This is a genomic window from Gibbsiella dentisursi (assembly GCF_039539505.1).
GTDB classification, from domain to species: domain Bacteria; phylum Pseudomonadota; class Gammaproteobacteria; order Enterobacterales; family Enterobacteriaceae; genus Gibbsiella; species Gibbsiella quercinecans.
Window position 1 is genome coordinate 2,120,326 of sequence record NZ_BAABDG010000002.1, and the last position, 20,026, is coordinate 2,140,351.

Sequence of the window (20,026 nt, forward strand, 5' to 3'; positions counted from 1 at the left end):
GCTGTGATGCAAATTCGGTGCGTTTATTTTCCGCGGATGAAAAACAGCATGTTGCAACGCCTTCCCCCTGGCGAATCTTCACTTTTTCCACGAGATTATCGTTACCATGCCGCTCTGCCCAGCGGATTGGTTAAGGTATATACTCTCCTGAAACCCCCGCTCGTCAGTCACTTAAGTTTAAACAGGACAGGACAAAATGAACGTATCTTTGAACCGTTGGCTAGACAAACCCGATCTGGGAAAATTGCTGCTGCGCGTATCGTTCGGCGCCATGATGCTGTTTCACGGCGTGCATAAACTGTTATACGGCATCAATAGTATTATCGGCATGGTGGTGCACCATGGTATGCCGTCGTTTGTGGCTTATGGCGTTTTTGTGGGGGAAATCATCGTTCCTCTGATGTTTATTTTCGGCATCCTGGTGCGGCCCGCCGCCTTGATTTTCTGCGCAACCATGCTGTTCGCCTGGTTAATCACTCAGCCCGGCATTATTTTCACGCTCACCAAGGTTGGCGGCTGGGGGCTTGAGGAAATCGCAGTTTATTTCTTTGCCGGCCTGGCGATCGCGCTGCTGGGGTGCGGGCGGTATAGCATCATGAAAAACCCGAACTGGCGGTAGCCGCCCGCGGCAGGTGAGCGGCGGCTTCGCCATAACGGCACCGCCGCAGCCTGTTGTGCTTAAGGGATAACCTTGCGTGCGCGGAACTCCTCGAACAAGCGTATAAACATTTCGGTGCTGTCTACCACATCATGGAAACCGGCCTGGCGTATTTTGGTGGTGCTGGCGATCACATCCCAATCACAGCGGAAAATAAAATCGCCGAATTCCCAGGCGGCAAGCTGCTCGTAAGGCACCGGCAGCAGGTTGTGCTTTTCCACCAGCGCCTGCCAAAGCGGCCCTTTGTCAGCCATATACTCCGCCAGCGGCAGCGTTAACGGCTCTGCCAGCGGCATATCAAACCAGCGTGCCACGGCTTCCCACAGTTGATACCAGCGGAAAATATCGCCATTGGTCAGATTATAGGCCTGCCCCCCGGCGGCTGCGGTGGCCGCCCATACCGAACCATGCGCAAGATGCGTGGCGTCTGTCACCTGCGCCAGCTTGCCGTAACAGGTGGCGGTGCCGGGGAAACGCAGTGGTAGCCCCAACGCCTTACTGATGGTGGCATAGACTGCGATCTCCATCGCCAAATTCATCGGATTGCCGAGGGCAAAACCACAGACCACATCGGGCCGCAATACCACCGCGTCCCAGCTTCGGCCCGCCGCATAGCCATACAACCAGTCTTCCATCGCGTAGTAAAAATTCGGCGGCATATGCCGCGGATCATCTTCCTTCGCCGGGGTTTTAAACGCCCCCAAATGTGCGCCATAGTATTTGCCGCCTTCGTACAGCACCACCCGCTGCAACGACGGGGAAAATTCAGCCACCGTTTCCACCAGGTTTTGCAACATCCCCAGGTTGGCGTCAATCAGCGCCTGCGGCGTAGCGTGCGCCTGATAGGCGGCATGGAAGATATGAGTGACGCCAGTCAGTTGCGAAAGCCCGGCGCGGGTGGCAGCGGCATCGAGCAGATCGACGGCGATATAGTTGCCTGGCGTACCCGCAGGCGGGGTACGGCGCGACAGGCCAAACACCTGCCAGTCATCCTGCGTGGCGAGGTATTCGACCAAATTACGGCCAATAACGCCCAGCGCGCCCGCTACCACGGCTATTTTCTTTTCGCTCATGGGTCATCTCCAATCAGACGATATCGTCAATCACACCGCCATCCACCCGCAGCGCAGCGCCCGAGGTCGCCGAAGCCTGGCGTGAGCAGACATAGACCACCATATTGGCCACCTCTTCCACCGAAGCCGCACGCTGAATAACCGAGCTGGGCCGGTTGGCCATCACGAATTCACGCGCCAGCGTCTCAAGCGATTTGCCGGTGCGCGCCACCTCTTCCGCCATCATTTCGGCAAAACCATCGGAAATGGTCGGCCCCGGCAAAACGCTATTGACCGTTACCCCGCTGCCCGCCACACGCTTGGCCAACCCGCGCGATAACGCCAACTGCGCGGTTTTGGTCACGCCATAATGGACCATATCGGCCGGGATGTTGCACGCCGATTCGGATGAAATGAACACCACCCGGCCCCAGCCTTTATTGACCATCGCCGGCAGTAACGCCCGCGCCAGCCGCACGCCGGACATCACGTTGGTTTGCCAATAGCGCTCCCAGGTAGCGTCATCGGTAGCAAAAAAGTCCTGCGGGCCGTAGATCCCCGCGTTATTGACCAGAATATCCACGCTGGGCAAAGCGGCTATCAGTTGGTCTGCGCCGGCGCCAGTGCTTAGATCGGCCGCGATGCCGCTAACCTGCGCCTGCGGATACAAGGCGAGCAGTTTGTCTTTCGCTTTGGCAATGCTGCCGGCGCTGCGGCCATTGAGTAACACACTGGCGCCGGATTCGGCCAGGCCCTGGGCAATCGCCAGCCCAATGCCCGCGGTAGAAGCGGTGATCAATGCAGTTTTGCCGGAGAGATCGATTTTCATATGTGGTACTCCATCAGTGAGTCATCACGCGGCACTACTGCACCGCGTTAGCGTAGGCGAAAACCGGTGGGAAGCGTACGGCGGCGGTTTAGGCAATAGCGCCGCCGCCGTCCACCAGCACCGTCGAACCGGTGGCATAAGGCGTCGTCGCCAGGAACAACACCGCGTTGGCGATATCCTCCGGCTGCCCCATCACGCGCGCCGGCAGCGTGGCGGCCGCCTTGTCGTACATCGCCTGGCGCGCCTGCGCGTCCATTCCGTCCCACAGCGGCGTGGCGATCATGCCGGGCGAAACCGTATTCACACGCACTTTTTGCGGCGCCAGCTCCAGCGCCAGGCCGCGGCCCAGCGATTCCAGCGCCGCATTGATGGCACCTTGCAGTACCCAATTGCCCGGGCGCACGCTCAAAAAGCCGGAGATAAAGGTCAACGTCCCTCTTTCATTGATGTTGGCGGCGCGAGCAACGTGATAGGCCCCCCAGAATTTGCTGTCCATCGCCGCTTTGGCGTCGGCCAGCGGCAATTGGCGAACCGGCCCGCCCGGCGTTTGGGCGGCGCTCACCACCACGTGATCGAAACGCCCGGCCTGGGCAAAAAAGGCTTCCACCGCAGCATTATCCGTGGTGTCGAGCACCGCGGTTTGCACCCCATGGCCGATAGCTTCGGCCGCAGCTTTCAGTTTAGCCTGATTACGAGAGGCGATAGTGACGGCGGCGCCTTGCGCGGCAAACGCCTTGGCAATGGCCTGCCCCAGGCCGGAACTGCCGCCAACGACCAAAACTTGTTGCCTGGTAAGACTGGTATGCATGATCTTTCCCTCTTAAAAAAGGATGAAAAATCATTCTTGCTGATGTGTTATACGATTAAAATGGAAAATATCAGGAATAACTGTTTCCATTATGTTGAGAATACGCTGCGATGAACCTGATTGATGATCTGCCCGGCCTGATCGTATTTGAACGCACCGCGTCTTTGGGCAGCTTTACCGCCGCCGCCCATGAGCTTGGCGTATCGCTGTCGGTGGTCAGTAAGCGGCTGGCCAATTTTGAGCAACGGTTAGGCGTGCATTTGCTGAACAGAAGCACACGCCGGCTATCGCTCACCGACGAAGGGCGGCAGCTGTTAACCCACGCAGTGCGGATCATTGCCGAGTTAAAGCTGGCCCAAGAAACGCTGCGCCGCCAAAGCGAGGACGTCTCCGGGGTGCTAAAAATCACCGCGCCCAATGGCTTTGGCCGGCGGCGACTGGTGCCCTTGCTGGCAAGCTTCCGTGCGTTACATCCCCAATTGCAAATTCAACTGCAGCTCAGCGATAACGTGCTGGATTTGATATCAAACGGCTTCGATCTGGCGCTGCGCTATGGCGAGCTGCCGGATTCCAGCCTGATCGCGCGTACCTTGGCCCCCAATCGGCGCGTGTTGTGCGCTTCGCCGGCCTATTTGCGGCGCTACGGCCAGCCACGCAGCCTGGCGGATCTGCCCAACCATGACTGCATACATATCGGTGCCGCTGCGCTAGCCGAATGGCGCTTCGATGATGAGCAAGCCGTGCGCTTCACCGCCCGCACAGTGTGCAACGACGGCGAAGCGGCCCATGCCATGGCGCTGGCGGGCATGGGCATTGTGCTGAAGTCGTTTCTGGATGTGGCGGACGATCTGGCCGATGGCGCACTCATCCAGGTGCTGCCACAGCACGCGGAATCCGCTGCCCCGCTCAACGCGGTTTACCCACGCGGGCACCAGGTGACGCCAAGGCTGCGCGCCTTTATTGATTACATCGCCGGGCAGTTGGCGAGTGAAAACCGCCGACAACGGCCTGATTATGCAAGATAAAACGGATACGTGAAGGCAAAGCGATAATGGGGTGGCATAGCTGAACGCTTGCATAAGTGACAGGATCACCGGCATGCTGCCAGGCCCCAACGGGGCCTGGCAAAGCCTCACTCGGCCAACATGCCCTGGTGCTCAATAAAAGCAATGATGTTCTCCAACCCTTCGCCTTTCTTCAGGTTAGCGAAGGTCCAGGGTTTGCCGGCGCGCATCCGCTCGGTGTCACTTTCCATCACCGCCAGCGAAGCGCCGACGTATGGCGCCAGATCGATTTTATTAATCACCAGGAAATCGGAACGGGTAATGCCCGGCCCGCCTTTGCGGGGAATTTTTTCACCTTCGGCCACGTCAATCACATAGATGGTGAGATCGGCCAGCTCCGGGCTGAAGGTGGCGCTAAGGTTATCGCCGCCGCTTTCAACAAAGATAATGTCGAGATTGCCGAATTTCCGGCTGAGCTCTTCCACCGCAGCCAGGTTCATCGAGGCATCTTCGCGGATCGCCGTATGCGGGCAACCGCCGGTTTCCACGCCGATAATGCGCTCCGGTTCCAGCGCACCGGCTTCGGTCAGGATACGTTGGTCTTCCTTGGTATAAATATCATTGGTGACCACCGCCAACTGATAGCGTTCGCGCATCGCTTTGCACAGCACTTCCAACAGCGCCGTTTTGCCCGAACCGACCGGGCCGCCCACGCCAATACGCAGCGGTTGTTTGTAGTTCTGCATGACTGCTCCTAAGAACGAAATAATCGGGTATGTTGGTTTTCATGGCGCGAAGAGGCGATGGCGACCAGCGGCAGGCTGCCGCCCAGTTCGTCATCGCTCAGGGCCAGCGCCAGCGGCAACTGCTGCGCCAGTACTTCGCTCAGATCCGCCAGCAATGATTGCGCCGCCTGCTGCCCGAAAGGCACCAGCTTCACGCCCGCCATCACCGCACTTTCCAGCGCGCTGTAGCCCAAAGACAGCAGCAAAGCATCGGCGGGGATTTGCCAGCAATAACCGGCCCATGCCAGCCCGCCGCTTTGGCTCAGGCCAAGCGCGCCCTGCCAGGCCGGCGGCGGCGACAGTTGCAGCCCCGCCAGCACGCGTGCCATCGCCGCGCCGCGCTGCCGCTCTTCGGTACGCAGCTCCGCCGTTTCGCGGCAGGCCAATAAAAAGCGCGACCAGTCAGCGAAGCGCTCAGCATCCTGCGCGGCGCAGGCGTTATACAGCCGCAGCAACAGCGGCAAATCCTGGCGGATCAACACTTGTTCGATCTGCAACTGTTGCCACTGGCGAAACTGCGCCGCGCTGGTGACCCATTCGGCCTCCACCGCCCACTCCAGCCCCTGCGAATAGGTAAATCCGCCGACCGGCAGCGAGGCACTGCTCAATTGCAGCAGGCGCAGCTGTTGCAGCGGCGTTATCATCCGGCCAGCACCACCGCGGCGGCGGCCAGCCAGCCGCTGCCGGCGATTTTACGCAGCGCAGGATGGCGGCGCAGTTGCACACCGGCCGCATAACCGGCCAGCAACAGGGCACTGCTGGTGGCCATAAAGCCGGCGGTAAACAGCCAGAAACCGTCGGCGGCGCCTTCGGCACCGTGCGCCCAACCATGCGCCAGCGCCAATACCGGCATCAGCCAGGCGCCACGCCCGGTGAAGGCGGCAAAAATCATCGCCCCCGCCGCCAGCACGGAAAGCGCAATCAGCATTTCCATCCCGCTGAACGCCCCCAGCGCGCGGCCCGCCAGCGCACCCACCAGCATCGCCGCCAGCGTGGCGAAGATAAAGCTGCGCGGGCGTTGCCCCAGTGCCGCAATAATGCCTGCGCCGGTCAGCATCAGCAGGTGATCCAACCCCGTCAGCGGGTGCAATAACCCGGCGCTCAGGCTTTCCGGCCCGTGGCCGGGGTGCGCCAGCGCAGGCCCGGCAACCAACAGCAATAAAAACGGCAAACCATATTTCATCTTCTTTCTCCGCGATCAGTGGTGGTGATGGTGGTGGTGCGAGTGGGAATGGGCGTGCGAACCGGTTTCATACGCACCGGGCACCGGCTCAAAGGGCGCCTGCTCGCTGTTGACGATAAGCCCCAGGCCGATCAGCATGTCGTCCAGCACGTGATCGTGCAAATAAGCGACGCGCCCGGCTTCAATTTGCAACGGCACATGGCGGTTCCCCAGGTGATAACAGGCGATCGCCAGTTTGAGCGGATCGCCGCAGCGCGCGACGGAAACCGTTTCCGGCGCGGCTTCAATCCGCACCACGTGCTCGCCGCTGTCGTCACAAAGAATGTCGCCGCCGCGCAGCATCGAGCCGCGTTCAAGCTGCAACCCGGCCTCGCGGCCGTCGTCCAGGGTGATGCGCGCCCGGCTTTTCAACCGGGTATCGAAATCAAGCCTGGCGGTGGCGTTAACGTTGGCACCGGCCGCCAGCTTGCGGGTAAGAAAAAGCATTGTTCCTCCTTAAAACAAAAAATAACGCTGCGCCATCGGTAATTCGCTTAATGGTTCACAGGCCAGCAGTTGGCCGTCGGCCCGCACTTCATAGGTTTGCGCGTCAACCTGAATATCGGGGGTGAGATCGTTATGCACCATGTCGGATTTCCGCACCCCGCGGCAGTTCTTCGCCTCGCCTATCAGGCTTTTCAGGCCCAGTTGGCCGGGCAGCTCATTGCGCAGCGCGCGGGTTGGCAAAAAGGTCATGCGGGTGGCATGGCGCGCATCGCCCAGCGTGCCGAACATCGGCCGATAGTGCACCGGCTGTGGCGTGGGGATCGAGGCATTGATATCGCCCATCGGCGCATAGGCAATCATCCCGCCCTTGACGATCAGCGCCGGTTTCACGCCAAAGAAGGCCGGGCTCCACAACACCAGATCCGCCAGTTTGCCCGGCTCAATCGAGCCGACTTCATGCGCGATGCCGTGGGTAATCGCCGGGTTGATGGTGTATTTGGCGATGTAGCGCTTAACGCGGAAATTGTCTTTCTCTTCGCTGTCGCCGGGCAGCGGCCCGCGCTGCAGCTTCATTTTGTGCGCCACTTGCCAGGTGCGCATGATCACTTCGCCAACGCGCCCCATCGCCTGGGAATCCGACGAGGTCATGGAAAACGCCCCGATGTCATGCAGAATATCCTCGGCGGCGATGGTTTCCCGCCGGATACGCGACTCGGCAAACGCGATATCTTCGGCAATGCCGGCATCCAGGTGGTGGCACACCATCAGCATATCGAGGTGCTCATCAACGGTGTTGACCGTGTAAGGCAGCGTCGGGTTGGTGGAGGATGGCAGAATGTTGGCGAAGGCGCAGGCGCGGATGATATCCGGCGCATGGCCGCCGCCGGCCCCTTCGGTATGGAAGGTGTGAATCGCGCGGTCGCCTATCGCCTTGAGCGTATCCTCAACAAAGCCCGCTTCATTGAGGGTATCGGTGTGGATCGCCACCTGCACGTCTTCTTCTTCCGCCACCTGCAGGCAGCTGTCGATGGCCGCCGGGGTTGACCCCCAGTCTTCATGCAGCTTCAGGCCGATCACGCCCGCGTCGATCTGTTCACGCAGCGCTTCGTGGCTGGAGGTGTTGCCTTTACCGAGCAGGCCGACGTTCACCGGCAGAGTGTCGGCCGCCTGCAGCATGCGGGTAATATTCCAGCGCCCCGGCGTGCAGGTGGTGGCATTGGTGCCGGTCGCCGGGCCGGTGCCGCCGCCGATCATGGTCGTTACGCCGGAGGTGATTGCCTCAACCGCCTGCTGCGGGCAGATGAAGTGGATATGGGCATCAATGCCGCCCGCGGTGACGATTTTACCTTCCGCCGCGATGATCTCAGTGCCAGCGCCAATCGGCACCGTGACGCCGGGCTGAATGTCGGGATTGCCGGCTTTGCCGATCAGCGCGATGCGGCCGTTCTTGATGCCGATGTCGGCTTTGACGATGCCCCAGTGATCGACAATCAGCGCGTTGGTCAGCACCACGTCCATCGATTCGGTGTCCGACATTTGCCCCTGGCCCATGCCGTCGCGGATCACTTTGCCGCCGCCGAATTTCACTTCTTCCCCGTAAACGGTGTAATCCTGCTCAACTTCTATCCACAGCGCCGTGTCGGCCAGCCGCACGCGATCGCCGGTGGTCGGCCCAAACATTTCCGCATAGGCCTGGCGGGAAATTTTGCTCATGAATCCAACTCCCCCTGAATATCGCCACGAAAGCCGCGAATAATGCGCTGGCCCACGACCGGGATCAGCGCCACTTCGCGCGCCTGACCGGGTTCGAAACGCACGGCGGTGCCGGCCGCAATATCCAGCCGATAGCCACGCGTTTTTGCACGGTCAAACACCAATGCCGGGTTCACTTCGTAAAAATGGTAGTGCGAGCCCACCTGGATCGGCCGGTCGCCGTGGTTTTCAACCGTCACCCATATCGCGCTACGGCCGGCGTTGAGTTCAATCTCGCCGGCGGCCACCCTGATTTCACCTGGGATCATGCTGTTCTCCTCAGATAATCGGATCGTGGACGGTCACCAGTTTGGTGCCGTCCGGGAATGTCGCTTCAACCTGCACGTCACTTATCATCTCCGGCACGCCTTCCATAACCTGCTCGCGGGCCAGCACGTGGCGCCCTTCTTCCATCAGCTCTGCCACCGTTTTGCCGTCGCGCGCACCTTCCATGATCGCGGCGCTAATCAGCGCCACCGCCTCCGGGTAGTTCAGCTTCAGCCCGCGCGCCAGCCGGCGCTCCGCCACCAGCGCGGCGGTAAACAGCAGCAGTTTGTCTTTCTCTCGGGGTGTCAGCTCCATACTCTTTCCTTTTCAGGTTGACCATATTCGGGGGTTAACGGCGCCCAGCCCAATCACCTGCGGGCGGGCAAGGCGCCATAGTTGGTGCAGATCCGCTTCCAGCGACAGATTGCTGTGATCCAGCAGGCGGATAACCATTAATTTATCCAGCAGCGTGGCGCCGGCCGGATGTTGCCGCTGTGCCAGGTGTGCGCGCACTTCATCCAGCAGGGCTTCGCCGGCGGGATAAAGCAGCATCGTGCTGTGGAAGGGGTAACCGGCCAAGGTGGCCAGGCCGCCACTGACGCGCAGCGTTTCGTTCAGCAACGGCTCGCCGCCGCACCACACCTGTAGCTTGCTCACGGCATTGCCGCAATCATAGCGCTCTTTCATTACCGGGCGGCCGAAGCAGAAGGTTTCCCAGGCAATCAGCCGGGAATCGGCGGCCAGATGAAATTCACTGCGGATACGCGCTTCGGTGCCGGGAAAGAAGATATTGCCTGGCGGCAGCCACTCTACGGCACAACCGGATTGCAGCGTAACACATTGATTAATTGCGGCGATAGCGCCATTGCTGCGATAAATTTTCGCCGCGCCCGGCATGGTGATCAGGGCGCCCGCCTGCTCTTCCAGTTGGACGTCGATCGCCAGTTGGTCGCCCCCCACCACCCCGCCCGGCGGGTGCAATAGGTAAAGGTGGCTGGAGTGGCCTTCGGGGTAAAATGGCCGCTGCACCCGCAGCGGGCCGAAGTGGCGTTGATGCGTTAACACGGTCTTGCCGGCTTTTTGGGCAAGCCGCAGCGCCAGCTGCGCCTGCCAGCCGGCTTCGGTGGTTTCAGTTTGTCGTTGCGCATCGCGCTTCACAATGGAATATCCCTTTTATCAGCATCAGGCAGGGTAACTGGCCCATTGGCGGGCCGCACCCCCGCCACGCGCTGATTTTCATCAGGCCAGAAACTGCCGCAGTTCGGCAGTGCGTGGCGCGGTAAACAATTCAGCAGGGGCGCCGATTTCATGAACCCGCCCCTGGTGCATAAACACCACGCGATCGCTCACCCTGCGCGCAAAATTCATCTCGTGGGTTACCATAATAATGGTCATGCCATCTTTTGCCAGTGATTCAATTACCTGCAGCACTTCCCCCACCAGTTCAGGATCAAGCGCCGAGGTGATTTCATCACATAACAGGATTTCCGGGTTCATGGCCAGCGAGCGGGCGATGGCCACGCGCTGCTGTTGCCCCCCAGAAAGCTGATCCGGCCACTGTTCGAATTTATCGGCAAGCCCCACACGCTCTAGCAAACGCCGTGCCACTCTTTCCGCTTCAGCCGGTTGCTGTTTTTTCACCAGCCTCGGCGCCAGCATGACGTTACGCCCAACGGTCAAATGCGGAAACAGATTAAAGCTTTGGAAAATCATGCCGACGTTTTGCCGCAGCTCGCGCAAAGCCGCCGCATCATGATGCAACACCGGCTGGCCGTCGATCTTCAACGACCCCTGTTCGAAGGTTTCCAGGCCATTGATGCAGCGCAGCAGCGTGCTCTTTCCCGAGCCGCTTTTGCCGATGATGCAAACCACTTCCTGGCGTTTAATTTGCAGATCGATCCCTTTCAACACTGGGTTTTCACCGAAACGTTTGTGCAGGCCGTTGATATCAACCAGGGCAAAATCCGTCATTTAGCTGTCCTCCGCGAAAGACTGTGTTCCAGACGTCTGCTCCACAGCGATAACGGGAAGCAGAGGAAAAAATAGAATAAAGCCACGCTGCCGTAGACCAAAAACGGCGAAAACGTGACGTTGGTGATGATCTGGCCCGAGCGCGTCAACTCAACAAAGCCAATCACCGAAGCCAGTGCCGTAGATTTCACCGCCTGCACCATAAAGCCCACGGTGGGCGCAACGGCGATTCTCAGCGCCTGCGGCAAAATGATGTGGCGCAGTTGTTCCATAAACGTGAGCGCCAGGCTGGTGCCGGCTTCCCACTGCTGGCGCGGGATCGAACGCACCGCGCCATACCAGATCTCGGTTAAATACGCGCTGGCGTAAACGGTCAGGCACAGGCTGGCGGCCATCAACGGCGAGGTTTCCACGCCGAATAGCGCCAGACCGAAGTAGCAAATAAACAGCTGCATCAGCAGCGGAATGCCCTGAAACAGCTGAATATAGATCCGCACCGCGCGCACGGCGCCGGGCAGCGCCGACAGGCGCAGAATCAACAGCGCCCCGCCCAACGCCCCGCCGCCGGCGAAGGCGATCAGCGACAGGCCCACCGTCCAGCGCAACGCCAGTAATAAGTTGCGATAGATATCCCAGGTCGTGAATTCACTCACCGGCCTCTCCTCTGATTAACGGCCAAAGATAAAACGCGGCCCAATCCAGTTCAGGATGCGGCGCACCAGCAGCGCCAGCAGCAGATAGATCGCTGCGGCGATGATGTACGCCTCGAAGTTGTGAAAGCTGCGGCTGGCAATCAGATTGGCGGCATACGAAAGCTCCTCGGTAGAGATCTGGCTGCATACCGCCGAGCCGAGCATAATGATCACCACTTGGCTACCGATCGCCCCCCACACGCGCCCCAGCGCCGGCGGCAGCACCACGCGGGTGAAAATTTGCCAGCGGTTCAGCGCCAGGCTTTGTGCCGCTTCGATTTGGCTGTGCGGGGTGCTTTGGATCCCGGCCCGCACGATTTCACTGGCATAGGCCGCCAGGTTGAGGATCAGCGAGAGCACGCTGGCGCTCAACGCGGAAAGCTGAATGCCGGCCGCCGGCAGGCCAAAGAAGATAAAGAACAGCTGAATGATATAGGGGGTGTTGCGCACCAGCTCGACGTAGCAGCCCACCGGCCAGCGCAACCAGGCTGGGCCGTTGGCGTGCGCCCAGCCGCAGGCAATCCCCAGTAAAAGGCCAAATAACGTCGCCAGGAGCGTCATCAACAGCGTGATACCGGCGCCGCCAAGCAGCGACGGCCACTCCGACAACACGCTAATAAAATCGAATTGCGTCATGTTCCCGTCTCCTGAAATAACAACAGTTGCGACACAGCCAGCCGGTCGATTTGCCACAGCTGGTTCAACAGATGGTATGCCGGCGCGGCGCCCAACACCGGTTCGCTGCACTGGAGAAATTTGGTGCCAAGCTCATCATCGCTAAGCGGCACGCTGGCCGCCCCGCGCGCCTTGGCCACAAAGTGGCTGCGGCTTGAACCATCGCGCAGGCAAAGCGTCACCTCTGCGCCCTCCGGCGCATCACGCATCAGATCCGCCTGCTGCCAGCGAGCGCTGGAGTGGTAGCGGACCTTCTGCATCAGCAGGCGTAACCGTTCATCCTGCAGGTGTGCGTCGTTCAGATGGCGAAGCAGCACATCCCCGGTCAACAGCGTTTGCGCCAGGGCGAACGGCAGGCTGAACTGTGCCTGCTGCGCATTCAGCGGCAGATCGTAAACCAGGTTGGCGCGGACGATTTCCGGCACATCGCAAACCACACTGTCTATCTGCGCCAGGTTGCACGGCTGTTGCTGCAGCAAAAACAGCAACGCGTCCACCGCCGCATGGGAGGAAAGGCACAGCGGTATGCGCTTGATATCCACCCCTGGTTCGCGCAGGCACCAGTGACGACTATCCGCCCGTAGCCACTCCGCCACCCAGTGCCCCTGATTGCATAACGCAGCGAAGCCAGCCGCATGTTCCAGCGCATTCAACGGCCCGGTAACACCGGCCTGCGCCATTAGCGCCGCCATCACGCCGCGCTGGGCCGCATAGCCGGCGGTTAAGGGCTTGCTGTCCGTGCCGAACACCGCTTTCATTCCCGCAGCGGAAACCAACGCGATGCCCAACGCATGGGCGCACTGCGTGCTATCCAGCGCCAACAGCGTGGCCGCAGCCGCGCAGGCGCCCACGCCGCCCAACATGCCCGTGGTCCACCAGCCGCGCTGGTAGAGCACGTTTTCCAGCGCCATGCCAAGCCGATACTGGCATTCGCTGCCCAGGGCAATGGCAGTCAGCAGCGCATCGCCCCTGGCCCCTTTGGCATCCGCCAGCGCCAACGCAGCCGGGACAATCACCGCCGAACCATGCACAAAACCGGCGTAGCAGTTATCATCAAAATCCAGCGCATGTGCGGCCACGCCGTTCACCAACGCCGCCGTGGCGGGCGCGGCGTGCAACCCGGTGCCGATCAGCCGCGAAGGCCCCTGTTCACCGGCCGCAACCCGGCGGACTTTGCCCGCGACCGGGCGCTGTGCCCCGGCCAGCATGACGCCCAGCGTATCGACCAGGCAGCGGCGTGCCGTGTGCCGAATATCCGCCGGCAGCACGCGGGCGCGGTGCCCGGTCAACCATTCGGCCAGTGCGGCCAAAGCCGGAACCTGATTCATAAGTACGTTACTCCTGCGCCGGCCCTGTTATTCCGGCAACTCGCCCGCAGGCGCGCCCAGCCATTTCTGCGAGATGCGATCCAGCGAGCCGTCCTGCTTCGCCTGGCGAATAATCTCGTTCACTTTCGCCACCAGATCAGGTTGCCCTTTCGGCATGCCGATGTAGCACGGCGAATTCGACAAGATCACCTTCAGCGCAATATCCAGTTTCGGATTCCGCGCCTGGAGAGTGGCGGCAACGGTGGTGCCAATGGCGGCCATCTGCGTTTGCCCGGAGGTGAACGCAGCGATGGTGCTGTTGTTGTCCTCAAAGCGCCGGATAATGGCTTTCGGCGCCAGTTGAGTCAGCTCGTCGTCCTGCATGGAGCCCCGGGTCACCGAGACGGTTTTGCCCGCCAGCTCTTCCGGCGTGGAAGCCTTCAACGCCTTTGGGCCAAAGACCGCATCAAAAAATGGCGCGTAGGCAATGCTGTAATCAATCACTTTGGCGCGCTCTTCGGTTTTGCCCAGTGATGAAATCGTCATATCGGCTTTACCGGTTTGCAGATAAGGAACGCGGTTTGGCCCGGTAACCGGAATTAACTGCACCTTTACGCCCAGTTGTTTACCGATCAAATGCGCCACATCGATATCCAGCCCCTGCGGCGACATATCCGGTGAAATAAACCCGTATGGCGCGTAGTCTTGCGGCACCGCAATACGCACCAGGTTTCGGCTTTTAATATTTTCCAGCACGGTTGCCGCTGAAACGGAAACGCTGGCGAGAGAAACAAGGCAACAGAGTGCCGCAGACAAAAGGCGATTCTTTGTCATAATATAACTCCGCAATTAATAATCACTTCATGGATGGATATCCTTGCAAGATATCCAGGATCACTTCTCTTTCTTAAAATAGCCGGCTCTTACCGCCATCCCGATTAAATTCACAAAGAAACGGCAGGCGGTAATCGCGGTAATTTTATTTACATCTTTTTTCGGCGTAATTTCCACGATATCCATTCCGACAACGCGCCCTTTTTTCACCAAACCGTGAATGAGTTTGCGCATTTCACCATAGGTAACGCCATCTAACGCCGGGCCATTAACCGCCGGCATAATGGTGGGATCAATCCCGTCGGCGTCGCAGGTAATATAATAATTGCCGCCATCCGGAATACGCGCCAGCACGGCTTCTATACCTTCATCATGCAATTGATGCGCCGGGATCAAATGGGCGCCATAAGCCAGTGCGGCATCCACTTCTTCCTGGCGGGCGGAACCATTGGCACGCAGACCAATTTGGAAAATCTCGTGAACGTGCGCCATTTCCGATGCGCGGCGGATCGGGCTGGAGTAACCATCAGGAACGCCGTTAACCTCATCACGCCAGTCAAGATGGGAGTCAATGTGTATCAGCGTGATCGGCCCCACGCTGTCCAGCGCGCGCAGTACCGGGATCGGGATGCCGTGATCGCCGCCGATAATCAGCGGCATGCCGCCCAGCGCGAGGATTTTACGCACCACCGCCTCGGTGGCTGCATAGTGCTGGCCAAGCGCGCGCGCATCGCCGGCGATATCCCCGCAGTCCACCATGCGGATCGGCTGGTTATCGGTCATAGAGCCGCCGATGTCGAAATCGTAACGCTCGAAGCTGCGCAGCGCACGGTCCGTCGCCTGGCGCACCGCCGTTGGCCCATTGGTTTGATCGTTGGTGACTTCATCAATGGAATATGGCGAGCCATAAGGAACCCCCAAGACCGCGATATCCACATAGTCGAGCGTATTTAAATCGGTGACGACTTCGGAATACAGCAGGCTTTTGTGGCCATGTTTAGGGGCAGTCGTTAATTCTGGTTTATATGCAGTCATTTCTTTGCCTTTAACGTCAGTGGGAAATTATTTATAACCAAAACAATTCGAGTTGCAGGGAAAACGCAAACGCGTGATTGAACCGCGCTAACGCTCTCCTTTAGAACCAGTTAAAACCTAAAAATCGAGAATGTATCAGGTGGTTTTTAACCACTCGCCCAAAGCCCATATTTTCTCCTCGGTATTTTTTACTTTGGAGCGAACATCGCCTTTGGTATTAGCGGCCAGTAGTGCAATTAATATTTCCGTTGCCAGCAGCGCCGGCGTCAGCGTGTCAAAAAAGGAATTCGTTTTCTTTTTTACCACGATGGCTTCATTGGAAATTCTCGCCACCGGTGAGCCGGCATTATCGGTGATGGCGACAATTTTCATTTTCTGCTGATGCATATAGCGCGTCAGGGTGATGGTTTTACGGGCATAAGGAGAAATACTGGTGACGAACAACACATCTTTACTGTTCAGTTCGCGCATCAGCGCCATAATTCCGCTTTCACCGGAGCCATCAATCAAATGCACCTCTGGGTGAAAGTAGCTCGCCACATGGGAAAAGTGGTGTGCAATCGGGTAAGACGAACGCAGCGCCAGGCAATATATACGCCGGGCCTGCGCCAGCAGTTTCCCCGCGCGCACGATGGTATCCATCTGGTGCGCGCTGCACAGCGTCTGGATATGCGCCACGGTGGTATCCGCCAGATCGGCCGCCAGCGAGTGGTCCCCCACCTGCTGTTTCATCGCCACCAGCCCCGCCATACGCGATTCATAAGCGTTGCCCTGGCCGCGGATCGCCGAAATGAAGATCGAACGCAATTCATCAAACCCGCTGAAATCGAGATGCTTGGCGAAACGGGTCATGGTGGAGGCCGGCAGGCCAGCCATCAGCGCCAGCTCACGCATCGACATCACCGCAACCTCATGCGGGTGTTCCAGCACAAATGCCGCCGCCTGCTGCTCGCGCCGGGGCAGCACATCAAAACGGTCTTTTATCAGTTGATTCAGATCTTGCTGGTTCATGGCGGTTCCCCCTTAGCACATGAAGGACTTTGCAACAGGTGGGCCAGCTTTTTATGCCGATGATTCAGTTGAAACACTTCCGGCCACGCTGCCCGCAACCTGGAAGCATTGAGTATTGAAAAGGGGGAACTCTGTTTGATTGGTTTGATTCAAAATTCAGATAAAAAAATTATTTTGAACCAAAAACCACAAAATAAAAATGGTTACCCGCATTGCACTATGAGCGGGCCGTTGCCTTATGCTGGTGCGTAATTTGAACCAAAATGAGCCGCTGGCGGCAGCCTGGGAGCATAGTCATGCACCGCCGACAGGGGAGGTAACGACAGCATGTATCATGCCATCGTCAACAAACGGAGAATGCCGCACGCCGGGCGCAGCAAAAGAACACCAGACGCCGGCGCCCCTCGCGGGAAGCCTGGCCCGGGGCGTACTACACCAGCGCCAGGGCGCGTTTTTCCTGGCCGCGGCTGGTGATAATGGATAACAGAATGTCTTTTACCACCAGCGCAGGCGCAGACAGCGTTTGCTGGCTGGAGACGCACAGCGACAGCGGCACCGTCAGCATCGGCGCGCTGATACGCGCCATCCAGGCTTTGGCCGGGCCCAACATGGCGCGCGCTGCGGATTCTGGCAGGATGGTGGCCCCTAAACCGCCGGCGATAGCCGCACTGAGCGTGGCCGGAGATTCGATTTCGCCCACCACGTTGGCCACCAGCTTGCGCTGCGCCATCGCTTCATCCACCTGATTGCGCACCGCATCCCCTTCCCGCGGCAAAAACAGGTTCAGGCGCGCCACGTCGGCAAGGTCAATGCTGTTGCCGGGGCTGGGCACCGTGCGGGTCGCCACCAGATACAGTTCTTCTTTAACCAGCGTAATGGCATTCAGGCCGGACGGCATTTTGGCCCCGTACATCAGCGCCATATCCAACGTTTGATTGTCAATCTGGCTGCTTAGCACCGCGCCGATATTTTCATTCAGGCTAAGCAGGATACCGGGGTGCTGGTCGCGAACCGCCTGCAGCAGCGGCAATGCCAACTGCGCGGCCGCCCCGCCCGGCGTCAGCCCCACCGATACCGGCCCGCTCATCGCCTGCCCGGCGCAGCTCACTGCGCTTTGCGCCTGTTCGCACTGGCGCAGAATGCCCTGAGCATGTGCATAAAGGATATTACCCGCCTCCGTCGGCATCACGCCGCGCTTGGTACGGATCAGCAGTTGTTGTTTCAGTTCGCCTTCTAACGTCGCCAGTTGCTGGCTGAGCGCCGGCTGGGCAATATGCAATACCTCTGCCGCCTGCGTCAGGCTGCCAATGTCGACGATTTTCACAAAATATTTAAGACGTCTGAAATTCATACTGCCCCCATCTTGCCGGTTTACCTTCGGATAGAGAATAAACAGCAAAATTCAGGCCAGATCCCAACCGCCAGGCAAGGCAGTGCTTAACCGTTTGTAAAACAACAAGAAAAGACACATCCACAACCCCAGCTGCACGTGGTAATTTGCGCAAAACCGCCCCACCCGCACCATAAGCATGCAACAAAGCACCTTAAGGGGAGCGCGTTGAACCAGGCAATAACAGCCACAAAAGCAGCAAGTTGGCTAATCTTATAGCAAACGATACGGCAAGCGGATTTCACACTTTACAAGCCCGGCACACGCCGCTAATATGCGCCCCGTTCACACGATTCCTCTGTAGTTCAGTCGGTAGAACGGCGGACTGTTAATCCGTATGTCACTGGTTCGAGTCCAGTCAGGGGAGCCATTTCTTGTTCTGTGGATGTCTACTGATATTCCTAGGTCATTGAAATCAGGATAAAAACCTTCTTTTACGTTCTACAGCCTTCCAGTGAAATCTGCCTAACTCCGTTACTTTTAAGTCCATGCTAAAGTCCATCGGGAAGCGGGTAGGTTTAGAGCCGCATTGTTGCTGTTAGTCTTAGCGGCTGGAAATCAGAATCCAGCACTGGCCGCCACGCCTATGGCGCTTTCCGATAACGCCGTCCGTCCCGCATCTGGCAAGCCCCTCTATAATCAATCAACGATTGTCGCACTTGTTGGCTTTATGGCAATTAGTCAGATGCTTTGGAACGGCTGTTACTTTCAGGCCATGTGGCGAGCGCTTGTTCAGCAACGGCCTCTAGTACTGCGCGGCTGTAACCAGCCTTGGCCTGAACAGCCATCCCGTTGAGCACAATATAGAGACAAAGCGTTTATGTCTTTCATCTATCCTGAAAATGCGAACAACGGCTCCCGGTTTCACATACCACGTCAGCGACCCAATCGCGTTGGAACATCTCATGGGGGAAGCTAGCGGGCAGTTCTGGTTCGGGGCCGTACCCAGGAGAAATGCTGCGGCTTGATGAACCGGTCAATGCATTCCGGCGCAGTCGGTGCCATACCTCTAAATAGCTTCGCCCGGATCCTGAAGTGAGCAGAAGAGAGATATAAGCAGATAATGACGACTCAACCTAACCGGCTACCCGCCGCAGCACAGACAAACCCACTGTCCGTAGCCACGACGTTATTGCTCGCCTTTGCCTGTGGCGCCACAACGGCGAATGTCTATTACGCACAATCAATTGTGGGGCCGATTGCTGCGGGCCTGCAACTGCCGGCGGGCCTTGCCGGCCTGATTGTCACCACGACCCAGGTCGGTTATGGCATAGGCCTGTTCTTTCTGGTCTGCGTTGCCGATCTGGTGGAAAACCGCAAGCTCGTTTTGATCGCCGCGGCCGGCACCATACTTAGCCTGATCGGCGTGGCTTGCAGCACCAGCGCTCCGGCCCTCCTCATCACATCTTTGGCACTTGGTATCTGCACCGTAGGCAGCCAAATCCTGGTTCCACTTGCCGTGCAACTGTCGCCAGAAGCGCAGCGCGGCCGGGTCATCGGCAACATCATGTTCGGTTTGGTAGCGGGCATTATGTTGTCCCGGCCATTAGCCAGTTTTCTCACGGCCTATTGGGGCTGGCGATCGGTTTTTATCTTCTCGGCCGTGGTGATGTTCTGCACGTTATTACTGTTGGCGAGATCCTTGCCAGAATGGCGGCCACGGCCCAGCCGAGGCTATGCGGCAACGCTGCGATCCATGCTATGCCTGCTGGCAACCTCGCGTCCTTTACAGCGCCGCGCAGCTTACCAGGGGACCATGTTCGCGGTGTTCAACATGTTCTGGACCGCCGGGCCGCTGATGCTGCATGTCCGCTTTGATATGGGCCAGGTGGGCATTTCCGCTTTTGCACTGGCGGGGGCCGCGGGCGCGCTTTCGGCGCCCCTGGCCGGCAAGATAGCCGATCGTGGCGGCTCAAGATTAGGCACCGCTCTGGCTTTACTGTGCGCTGCCCTCGCCATGCTCATTAGTGAATGGGGAGAAGCCGTCGGCTCGTTGCTGATTCTGGTTGCTGCGGCGATTATTCTCGATGCCGCTACCCAAGCGAACCAGGTGTTCGGGTTGCGAACCATTCAGAGCCTGGATGCCGAAGCACGCGGTCGACTGAACGCAGCATACATGACGGTTATATTTCTTTGCGGCGCTATGGGTTCAGCTTTGGGGTCGATGACCTATTATTACGGCGGTTGGCTGATGACATCCCTGACAGGCGCCGCTTTGGTGTTGTTCATTCTGGGCATATTCACAACCGAAGTGCGCGCGCCACGCAAGCCGTAGACGCGTTCATTG

22 protein-coding genes and 1 tRNA gene are annotated in these 20,026 nt (G+C 58.9%); 4 read left to right on the plus strand and 19 right to left on the minus strand.

Going from position 1 to position 20,026, the window contains the following annotated elements; translation table 11 throughout:
- Positions 1 to 196: 196 nt before the first annotated feature.
- Complete coding sequence (locus tag ABFX35_RS10065; protein ID WP_121525759.1) at positions 197 to 619, plus strand: DoxX family protein; 423 nt, start codon at positions 197 to 199, stop codon at positions 617 to 619.
- Positions 620 to 678: 59 nt separating this feature from the next.
- On the opposite strand, the gene ABFX35_RS10070 is transcribed toward ABFX35_RS10065, so the two are convergent.
- The 3 genes from ABFX35_RS10070 to ABFX35_RS10080 form a co-directional block, all read right to left on the minus strand.
- Positions 679 to 1,731, minus strand: coding sequence for an SDR family oxidoreductase (locus ABFX35_RS10070; RefSeq protein WP_121525760.1), 1,053 nt, complete (start codon positions 1,729 to 1,731; stop codon positions 679 to 681).
- Between the two features lie 13 nt (positions 1,732 to 1,744).
- Positions 1,745 to 2,539 (minus strand): SDR family NAD(P)-dependent oxidoreductase, encoded by a 795-nt coding sequence (locus ABFX35_RS10075; RefSeq protein ID WP_346080645.1) that lies wholly within the window; start codon positions 2,537 to 2,539, stop codon positions 1,745 to 1,747.
- 88 nt (positions 2,540 to 2,627) lie between these two features.
- Entirely contained in the window at positions 2,628 to 3,347 is a 720-nt protein-coding gene (locus tag ABFX35_RS10080; RefSeq protein WP_121525761.1) for an SDR family oxidoreductase, read from the minus strand.
- A 110-nt stretch (positions 3,348 to 3,457) separates the two neighbouring features.
- Here ABFX35_RS10080 and ABFX35_RS10085 point away from each other — a divergent pair, with 110 nt between their 5' ends.
- Positions 3,458 to 4,372 (plus strand): LysR family transcriptional regulator, encoded by a 915-nt coding sequence (locus ABFX35_RS10085; protein ID WP_346080647.1) that lies wholly within the window; start codon positions 3,458 to 3,460, stop codon positions 4,370 to 4,372.
- 107 nt (positions 4,373 to 4,479) lie between these two features.
- On the opposite strand, the gene ureG is transcribed toward ABFX35_RS10085, so the two are convergent.
- The 16 genes from ureG to nac all read right to left on the minus strand — a co-directional run bounded on the left by ureG (position 4,480) and on the right by nac (position 17,700).
- Positions 4,480 to 5,097: an urease accessory protein UreG gene (ureG, locus tag ABFX35_RS10090; protein WP_346080649.1), complete on the minus strand. Its 618-nt coding sequence runs from the start codon at positions 5,095 to 5,097 to the stop codon at positions 4,480 to 4,482.
- A gap of 8 nt (positions 5,098 to 5,105) precedes the next feature.
- On the minus strand, positions 5,106 to 5,780 hold the full coding sequence (locus ABFX35_RS10095) for an urease accessory protein UreF (protein WP_095848323.1): 675 nt from the start codon (positions 5,778 to 5,780) through the stop codon (positions 5,106 to 5,108).
- Entirely contained in the window at positions 5,777 to 6,319 is a 543-nt protein-coding gene (locus ABFX35_RS10100; RefSeq protein ID WP_346080651.1) for a HupE/UreJ family protein, read from the minus strand. Before ABFX35_RS10100 ends, ABFX35_RS10095 begins: the two co-directional genes overlap by 4 nt.
- Before the next feature lie 15 nt (positions 6,320 to 6,334).
- Positions 6,335 to 6,805: an urease accessory protein UreE gene (ureE, locus tag ABFX35_RS10105; RefSeq protein WP_095848321.1), complete on the minus strand. Its 471-nt coding sequence runs from the start codon at positions 6,803 to 6,805 to the stop codon at positions 6,335 to 6,337.
- Between the two features lie 9 nt (positions 6,806 to 6,814).
- Entirely contained in the window at positions 6,815 to 8,518 is a 1,704-nt protein-coding gene (gene ureC / locus ABFX35_RS10110; RefSeq protein WP_346080654.1) for an urease subunit alpha, read from the minus strand.
- On the minus strand, positions 8,515 to 8,826 hold the full coding sequence (locus tag ABFX35_RS10115; protein ID WP_095848319.1) for an urease subunit beta: 312 nt from the start codon (positions 8,824 to 8,826) through the stop codon (positions 8,515 to 8,517). Before ABFX35_RS10115 ends, ureC begins: the two co-directional genes overlap by 4 nt.
- Positions 8,827 to 8,836: 10 nt before the next feature.
- Entirely contained in the window at positions 8,837 to 9,139 is a 303-nt protein-coding gene (locus tag ABFX35_RS10120) for an urease subunit gamma (RefSeq protein ID WP_121554670.1), read from the minus strand.
- Positions 9,140 to 9,151: 12 nt separating this feature from the next.
- On the minus strand, positions 9,152 to 9,982 hold the full coding sequence (locus ABFX35_RS10125; RefSeq protein WP_346080657.1) for an urease accessory protein UreD: 831 nt from the start codon (positions 9,980 to 9,982) through the stop codon (positions 9,152 to 9,154).
- Positions 9,983 to 10,063: 81 nt separating this feature from the next.
- Positions 10,064 to 10,795, minus strand: coding sequence for an amino acid ABC transporter ATP-binding protein (locus ABFX35_RS10130; RefSeq protein WP_346080659.1), 732 nt, complete (start codon positions 10,793 to 10,795; stop codon positions 10,064 to 10,066).
- Entirely contained in the window at positions 10,792 to 11,448 is a 657-nt protein-coding gene (locus ABFX35_RS10135; protein ID WP_346080661.1) for an amino acid ABC transporter permease, read from the minus strand. The genes ABFX35_RS10130 and ABFX35_RS10135 overlap by 4 nt, the downstream gene beginning before the upstream one ends.
- A gap of 15 nt (positions 11,449 to 11,463) precedes the next feature.
- Positions 11,464 to 12,123 carry an amino acid ABC transporter permease gene (locus ABFX35_RS10140; protein ID WP_346080663.1) on the minus strand — a complete coding sequence of 220 codons (660 nt, stop codon included), beginning with the start codon at positions 12,121 to 12,123 and terminating at the stop codon, positions 11,464 to 11,466.
- Positions 12,120 to 13,490: an MmgE/PrpD family protein gene (locus ABFX35_RS10145; protein WP_346080665.1), complete on the minus strand. Its 1,371-nt coding sequence runs from the start codon at positions 13,488 to 13,490 to the stop codon at positions 12,120 to 12,122. The genes ABFX35_RS10140 and ABFX35_RS10145 overlap by 4 nt, the downstream gene beginning before the upstream one ends.
- 27 nt (positions 13,491 to 13,517) lie before the next feature.
- Entirely contained in the window at positions 13,518 to 14,303 is a 786-nt protein-coding gene (locus ABFX35_RS10150) for a transporter substrate-binding domain-containing protein (RefSeq protein WP_095848312.1), read from the minus strand.
- Between the two features lie 60 nt (positions 14,304 to 14,363).
- Positions 14,364 to 15,338 carry an agmatinase gene (locus ABFX35_RS10155; RefSeq protein WP_121554676.1) on the minus strand — a complete coding sequence of 325 codons (975 nt, stop codon included), beginning with the start codon at positions 15,336 to 15,338 and terminating at the stop codon, positions 14,364 to 14,366.
- 135 nt (positions 15,339 to 15,473) lie between these two features.
- Positions 15,474 to 16,349, minus strand: coding sequence for a MurR/RpiR family transcriptional regulator (locus ABFX35_RS10160; RefSeq protein WP_095848310.1), 876 nt, complete (start codon positions 16,347 to 16,349; stop codon positions 15,474 to 15,476).
- 430 nt (positions 16,350 to 16,779) lie between these two features.
- Complete coding sequence (gene nac / locus ABFX35_RS10165) at positions 16,780 to 17,700, minus strand: nitrogen assimilation transcriptional regulator NAC (RefSeq protein WP_095848309.1); 921 nt, start codon at positions 17,698 to 17,700, stop codon at positions 16,780 to 16,782.
- Between the two features lie 333 nt (positions 17,701 to 18,033).
- On the opposite strand from nac, the gene ABFX35_RS10170 reads away from it, so the two are divergent.
- Positions 18,034 to 18,109: transfer RNA gene (locus ABFX35_RS10170), tRNA-Asn, on the plus strand.
- 693 nt (positions 18,110 to 18,802) lie between these two features.
- Positions 18,803 to 20,014 (plus strand): MFS transporter, encoded by a 1,212-nt coding sequence (locus ABFX35_RS10175; protein WP_346080669.1) that lies wholly within the window; start codon positions 18,803 to 18,805, stop codon positions 20,012 to 20,014.
- The last annotated feature ends 12 nt before the right edge of the window (positions 20,015 to 20,026 follow it).